The organism is Collinsella sp. CLA-ER-H7 (genome assembly GCF_040092345.1).
Lineage (GTDB): Bacteria > Actinomycetota > Coriobacteriia > Coriobacteriales > Coriobacteriaceae > Collinsella.
In genome coordinates, this window is sequence record NZ_JBBNLT010000010.1 from 91,950 (window position 1) to 98,234 (window position 6,285).

General features: G+C 64.2%; 5 protein-coding genes and 1 pseudogene. All 6 read right to left on the reverse strand.

Going from position 1 to position 6,285, the window contains the following annotated elements; genetic code table 11:
* Positions 1–4 precede the first annotated feature (4 nt).
* The gene (hisB, locus tag AAAX75_RS07265; RefSeq protein WP_346979703.1) at positions 5–592 is read right to left on the reverse strand and encodes an imidazoleglycerol-phosphate dehydratase HisB; all 588 of its coding nucleotides are present in this window, start codon (positions 590–592) and stop codon (positions 5–7) included.
* On the reverse strand, positions 593–1,708 hold the full coding sequence (hisC, locus tag AAAX75_RS07270; RefSeq protein ID WP_349091618.1) for a histidinol-phosphate transaminase: 1,116 nt from the start codon (positions 1,706–1,708) through the stop codon (positions 593–595).
* 1 nt (position 1,709) lies between these two features.
* Positions 1,710–3,146 (reverse strand): histidinol dehydrogenase, encoded by a 1,437-nt coding sequence (gene hisD, locus AAAX75_RS07275; protein ID WP_349091619.1) that lies wholly within the window; start codon positions 3,144–3,146, stop codon positions 1,710–1,712.
* Positions 3,147–3,251: 105 nt separating this feature from the next.
* Positions 3,252–4,967: an ATP phosphoribosyltransferase gene (gene hisG, locus AAAX75_RS07280; protein WP_349091620.1), complete on the reverse strand. Its 1,716-nt coding sequence runs from the start codon at positions 4,965–4,967 to the stop codon at positions 3,252–3,254.
* A gap of 169 nt (positions 4,968–5,136) precedes the next feature.
* Complete coding sequence (locus tag AAAX75_RS07285; RefSeq protein ID WP_346972715.1) at positions 5,137–5,973, reverse strand: sugar phosphate isomerase/epimerase; 837 nt, start codon at positions 5,971–5,973, stop codon at positions 5,137–5,139.
* 73 nt (positions 5,974–6,046) lie between these two features.
* A pseudogene (locus AAAX75_RS07290) lies at positions 6,047–6,285 on the reverse strand (SIS domain-containing protein); the annotation flags it as partial.

Sequence of the window (6,285 nt, forward strand, 5' to 3'; positions counted from 1 at the left end):
ACGGTTACAGTGAGCCCTTGGTGCTGGGGATGCCCTGCACGCGGGGATCGAGCTCACAGGCGTGGCGCATCGTGCGGCCCACGGCCTTAAAGGCGGCCTCGATAATGTGGTGCGAGTTGCCGCCCGCCAGCTCGCGCACGTGCAGCGTGAGCTTGGCATCGCGTGCAAAGGCATAGAAGAACTCGACGGCCAGCTCGGTATCAAAGCTGCCCACGCGCTCGGTCGGCACGGGCAGCTCGCAGTAGGCCTGGCCGCGACCCGAAATGTCCACGGCAGCCATCACGAGTGTCTCGTCCATGGCAATCGCTGCATCGGCAAAGCGTGTAATGCCCGCCTTGTCGCCCAACGCTTGGCAAAACGCCTCGCCCAGCACAATGCCCGTATCCTCGACGGTGTGGTGCGCGTCGACCTCAACGTCGCCTACCGCATGCACCGTCAAATCAAACAGGCCATGGCGACCAAAGGCGTTGAGCATATGGTCGAAAAACGGTACGCCCGTCGAGATATCGCACACGCCGCATCCGTCTAGGTCGAGCTTGACGACAATGTCGGTCTCACCCGTCTTGCGGGTCACCTCGGCATAACGGCCCATCTACATCTCCTCCTTCACCAGCGCGGCAAACGCGGCCAGCACCTCATCGTTTTCCTGCGGCGTGCCAACAGTGATGCGCAGGCAGTCCGCAAGGCCCGGCGCGTAGCTAAAGTCGCGCACCAAAATCGAATACTCGTCGCGCAGGCGCTCACGCACGCGCGTGGCATGCGGCGTGCGCACGAGCACAAAGTTCGCCGCGCTCGGCCATGCCTCCACGGGCAGGCCCTCGGCAGCCATTGCGCGCAGGGCGCACAGCTCGCGCTCGCGCTCGGATGCGACCTGCGCCACCACGGGCGTGTACGCATCGCGGGCACGCACGCAGGCAAGCGCGGTTGCCTGACTCAGCACATTAACCGAATAGATCTGGCGAATCGCCGCGAACACGTCGATGACTTCGGGCGCCGCAATCACATAGCCCAGACGCGTGCCGGCAGCGCCAAACGCCTTGGACAACGTATGCAGAATCACCAGGTTGGGATGCTCGGCGATAAGGCCTTGCGCCGTGGTGGCCGCGCCAAACGAATCGTCGGCAAACTCAACGTAGGCCTCGTCGACCATTACCATGCCGGGGCACGCATCGCACAGGGCCGCGACAAAGCCGAGCGAAGCCACGTCGCCCGTGGGATTGTTGGGCGAGGTCACGATCGCCAGGCTGCACTCGGGCGCCGCCGCAAGCACGGCAGCCTGGTCGAGCTCAAAGGTCGCCGGGTCGCGCCACACGTCGCGCACCTCGGTCTGGCAGAGCGACGCAAAGAACGCGTACTCGCTAAAGCACGGCGGGCAGTTGAGCAGGGTCCGTCCCGCGCCGCCAAACGCCAACAGGTAGTTATAGAGCAGCTCGTCGCCGCCGTTGCCCACGCAGACATTCTCGCGCGTCACACCATGCCAAGCGGCAAGCTCGTCGCGCAGATCGTTGGACATGGGATCGGGATAGCGGTTGAGCGGTGTAGCGGCCAGGGCGGCGTCGACCGCCTCGCGCACGCCAGCCGGCACGGGATAGGTGTTCTCGTTGGCCGAAAGGTTGATGCGCGTGGGCGTAAAGTTGGGATCGTAGGGCTCAATGCCGGCCAAGTAGGGCTGGACGAGCTCCTTCATGCGCGGCGTGAGTTCGGACATATTAGGCCTCCTTGCCAGTCGCGCCGGCGCCATCAGCGCTTGCAGCCGCCAGGTCCACGCCCTCGGCAACCGTCGCCACGGCGTCGCCCGGCCAGGCAACCTTGGTCAGGTCGGCCGCGGCGAGCGACTCGGCGCTCACGGCATCCTCGCCCTGCTCCAACACGCGGCGGCGCAGCGCGGCAGAAAGCGCGTGTGCCCACAGACCCTCGGCCTCGGCGAGGCGCTGCGTGGCAGGAGCATCGGAGAGCAGACCCTCGGGTGTATAGCAAATGACACTCGAGCGCTTGACGAACTCCTCCACCGAAAGCGGGTTGGAGAACATGGCCGTGCCGCCGGTCGGTAGCGTGTGATTGGGGCCGGCAACGTAATCGCCGAGCGGCTCCGAGCTCCAAGCGCCCACAAAGATAGCGCCGGCGTTGCGAATGCCGCCGAGCAGGCCCATCGCGTCCTTGCAGTGCAGCTCAAGGTGCTCAGGCGCCACCGTGTTCACGGCCTCGACGGCGGCGGCCATGTCGGCGGCCACCACGATGGTGCCCTCATTGTCGAGCGAAGCGCGCGTAATCTCGGCACGCGGGGACTGCGCCACCAGGATGTCGATACCCGCCTCGACCTCACACGCAAACTGCTCGTCGCAGGTCACCAGATAGCAGGCCGCCAGCGGATCGTGCTCGGCCTGGGCCATCAGGTCGGCCGCGACCACCATGGGCTTGGCCGTGGCGTCGGCCAGCACGCAGACCTCGGAGGGACCAGCAACCATATCGATACCCACGTCACCCGAGACAATCTGCTTGGCAGCGGCGACAAAGGCGTTACCCGGGCCGGTGATTTTGTCGACGCGCGGAATGGTCTCGGTACCGTACGCCAGCGCGGCCACGGCCTGGGCGCCACCCACCATATAGATCTCGTCCACGCCGCCGAGCTTTGCCGCGGCGAGCGTGTAGGGGCTGATCAGGCCGTCCTTTTGCGGCGGGGTCACCATGACCACGCGCTCAACGCCGGCGACCTTGGCGGGAATGGCATTCATGAGCACCGTGGAGGGATACTGCGCACGGCCGCCCGGCACGTAGATGCCAGCCGCGGCAAGCGGGGTCACCTTAACGCCGAGCATCGTGCCGTCCGGGCGCGTGGTAAACCAGCTCTGCTCGAGCTCGCGCTGGTGGAACTCACGAATCTGGCGTGCGGCCTTTTCGAGAGCCGCGACAAAGGCAGGATCGAGGCCTTCGAGTGCAGCATCAATCTGCTCCTGCGGCAGGCGAAAACTCTGCAGCTCAACGCCGTCAAAACGCTGGCAGTAATCGCGCACCGCGGCATCGCCGTTGGCGCGTACGTTGGCCACGATATCGCGGGCGGCGTCGACGATGTTTTGCGGCAGCACGCCCTTACGGTTGAGCTGGTTGGTAACGAGGCGCTCGCCGGGAGCAAGCTTGATGGTCTTCATATCGGTATCCCCTATCGGTCGAGGTTTTGTTCGAAAAACGAGAGACCGGGCGGCGGCGCCAGTCGGCCCGCAGCCCGGACGTTGGGACGCCCGTGCGTGCTCGCGCTATTGTGCCGAGCCCGCAACGGGCTCAAAATGCTTGTCCTTCACGGCTGCCGCCAAGCGATCTGCCAGATTGCGCACGCGCGGATCCAGACGTGCGGCACCCGGATTGACAAAGAAGCGGGCCGTGCAGTCCATAATGCGACCAGTAATAACGAGGTCGTTATCGCGCAGCGTGGCGCCCGTGGCGGTGATGTCTACGATACGGTCGGTCATGCCGACAATGGGGCCCAGCTCGATGTTGCCATGCAGCGAGACGATGTCGGCGTTCACGCCGCGCTCGGCATACCAGGCACTCGCGATGCGCGGGTACTTGGTTGCCACGCGAAGCGACCCACGGCGGGCATAGTTGCGCTCGGCCTGGCCGGCGCGCCACGCAGGCTCCGCCTCGATAAACGTGCACAGGCCGTAGCCCAGGTCGACCAGCTGCAGCAGGTTGAGGTCTGCCTCGATAAGCGAGTCCCAGCCGCAGATGCCGCAGTCGGCACCGCCGCAGCCCACAAAGGCGGGCGCGTCGCTGGGACGCACGATGACAAATTCGATATCGCCGATCGTGCCCTCACCAGCACGCGTGTCGCGGCCGCGCACGATGAGGTGACGGCCGGGGTCGCGCAGCTCAGAGACGTCCAAGCCCGCGGCCTCGAGCACGTCGAGCGTGTCGGCCTTGAGCGAGCCCTTGGGCACGGCGATGCGCAGTGGACCCTCGGCGCCGCGGCCCACGGCATGGTCACCATCGGAAGCAGCGTCCTCGGCCGAGGTATGCGCGGCCTCCAGACGCTCGAGCGAAAAGGCAAAGCCCGCCGCCGGCACCTCGATGCCGTCGCCAAATGCGCCAGTAAAGATGGAGTCGTAGCGTCCGCCTGAACCGACCGGATCGGGCAGTCCGCCGGCATAGGCCTTAAAGACCAGGCCCGTGTAGTAATCAAACGAGTTCATGATGGAGAAGTCGAAGGACAGCACCCGGGCGTCCTCGGGAGCCAGGCCATCGACCAGGGCACGCAGCTCGCGCGTGAGCGGCGCAACAATGCCCGCCGCCGCCAGCAGCGCGTCGACGCGGTCGAGCACCTCGGCACCACCGTGCAGGCGCGGCAGCTCGCTAATGGCGACCTTAACGGCCTCGGACTCTGCGCTTTCCGCCACGCGGGCATCGAGGCCCACGAAGTCGTTGGCGTGCACGTAGCGCAGTGCCTCGGCAGCCAGCTCGCGATCTTCGCACGCCGCAAGCAGTTCCTTAAACGGACGCACACTGCCCGCGATAATGCGCGCACCGGGAAGTGCCAGCTTGCGCACGGCCTCGGCGACCAGTGAGACAATCTCGACATCGCCCGCGGTGTCGCCCGCGCCGATGAGCTCAAAACCTAGTTGCGTAAACTGACGCGAGCCGCCGGCATTGCGCTGACACTCGCGAACCACCGGCGCCTCATAGCGCAGGCGCAGCGGCAGATCGGCCGCACGCATGCGAGTCGAAACCAAGCGCACGATCGGCAATGTGTTGTCGGGACGGACCACCAGCAGGCGGCCGTCGTCATCAAAGAGCTTAAACGGCGTATCCGCAATGCGGCCGCCCTCCTCGAGCGAACCCTTGTCCTCGAGCAGCGGCGTCTCGACCGGAAGGTAATGATGCTCCCTGAAGCAGCCCTTCACCGTACATGCGATCTCCTCGCGCGCCTGAGCCTCCTCGGGCAATATGTCCCGGAATCCCCACGGTGTGGCCGTCATCTGGTGAGCCTCCTCATGCTGTGTTTCATATAGAACAGAAGACCGGCATAGCTCCGCCGGTCTTCTGGGTACTTTAGCATACTAGAGTGCTTGCGGGGAGAATCATCCTTCACGGCTCACAGCGTATTCATTTGGAAACATAGGGCAGGTTGCCGCAACCCAACCCCACCTAGGCGCCAATTGCGCGTCGGTACTCCGCCATAACCTGAGCGTCGGCTGCCGCGGGATTGGCGAAATAGCGCCAATCATAGGTCTCGGCCGAAACAACTCCGCGATAGCCGCGCGCCACCAGCCTATCCAGGTCGGCGCGCATATCGCGGTCGCCGTCACCCCAAGCAAGATGCGTCGTGCCGTCTGCCGCAACATCGACAAAATGCACGTGGGCGACATCATCGCCAAGCAGATCGAAATAATCGTCGATGGTATCCCCTGCCACCGCCATAGCGCCCAAATCCAGACACGCCTTAAGTGCCGGATGATCAACTGCCTCGATCATGCGCTTCGTGTCGGCCGCCGAGTTCACAATCATCGACTCAACCGGCTGTAGGGCCTCGAGCACCAGTCGCACGCCGCGCTCTCCCGCATGCTCGGCAATCGCACGCAGCATCGAGGCGCTGCGACCCCACGCGTCCTCGATCGGCTCGTTCAAAAATGCCCAGCCGCTCGAGACCATGACCTGCTCGGCTCCAAGTTCCGCCGCGATATCTACAACGTTCTTAAAGTACGCGAGCGTGCGGGCACGCGCCTCATTCCCGCGCGCCGCGATATTCCACGGCTTGGGGTTGTTCTGTTCGGGACAAAGCCCCACAATCCGAACCCCATACCGCTGCGACAGCTCCCGTACCCGCTCGAGCGAATCGTATCCATGGCAATCGACATACAGATGCATCGCCCCGGTCCAAAGCTCGCAACACGTGTAGCCCGAAGCCGACGCCGAAGAAAAGAACTCCTCAAGATCAAAGTAGCGATGGCTGATATTCATAACGGCAAGCTGGGGGTAGCTCATAATTACTCTCCAACCCAAACGGGGCCCCGTTCCATATAGGAGCGGGGCCCAATTACACAAACGTTATTTGCTCTTAGTAATCGAACTGGTGATAGTAACGACGGTAGTTGAGGTTGTGCTTGGTGACCGTCTCGTAGTAAGCGGCAAGGCGATCGGTAATCAGCGAGGAGAGGATCCACGGAGACACGATGACGCGGAACTCGTCGTCAAGGCCGGGGATCGCGAACTCGGCGGTGTCGATGATGTTGATGTCGGTGTCGCCGGTCACACCGCGGGTCAGGAAGGCGCGGACGCGCTCGTCGAGCTTGCGGT

Bases quoted from the DNA above. Each gene is read 5' to 3' on its own strand.
- hisG (WP_349091620.1), bottom strand. From the start codon at position 4,967: ATGACGGCCACACCGTGGGGATTCCGGGACATATTGCCCGAGGAGGCT.
- hisB (WP_346979703.1), bottom strand. From the start codon at position 592: ATGGGCCGTTATGCCGAGGTGACCCGCAAGACGGGTGAGACCGACATT.
- hisD (WP_349091619.1), bottom strand. From the start codon at position 3,146: ATGAAGACCATCAAGCTTGCTCCCGGCGAGCGCCTCGTTACCAACCAG.
- AAAX75_RS07285 (WP_346972715.1), bottom strand. From the start codon at position 5,973: ATGAGCTACCCCCAGCTTGCCGTTATGAATATCAGCCATCGCTACTTT.
- hisC (WP_349091618.1), bottom strand. From the start codon at position 1,708: ATGTCCGAACTCACGCCGCGCATGAAGGAGCTCGTCCAGCCCTACTTG.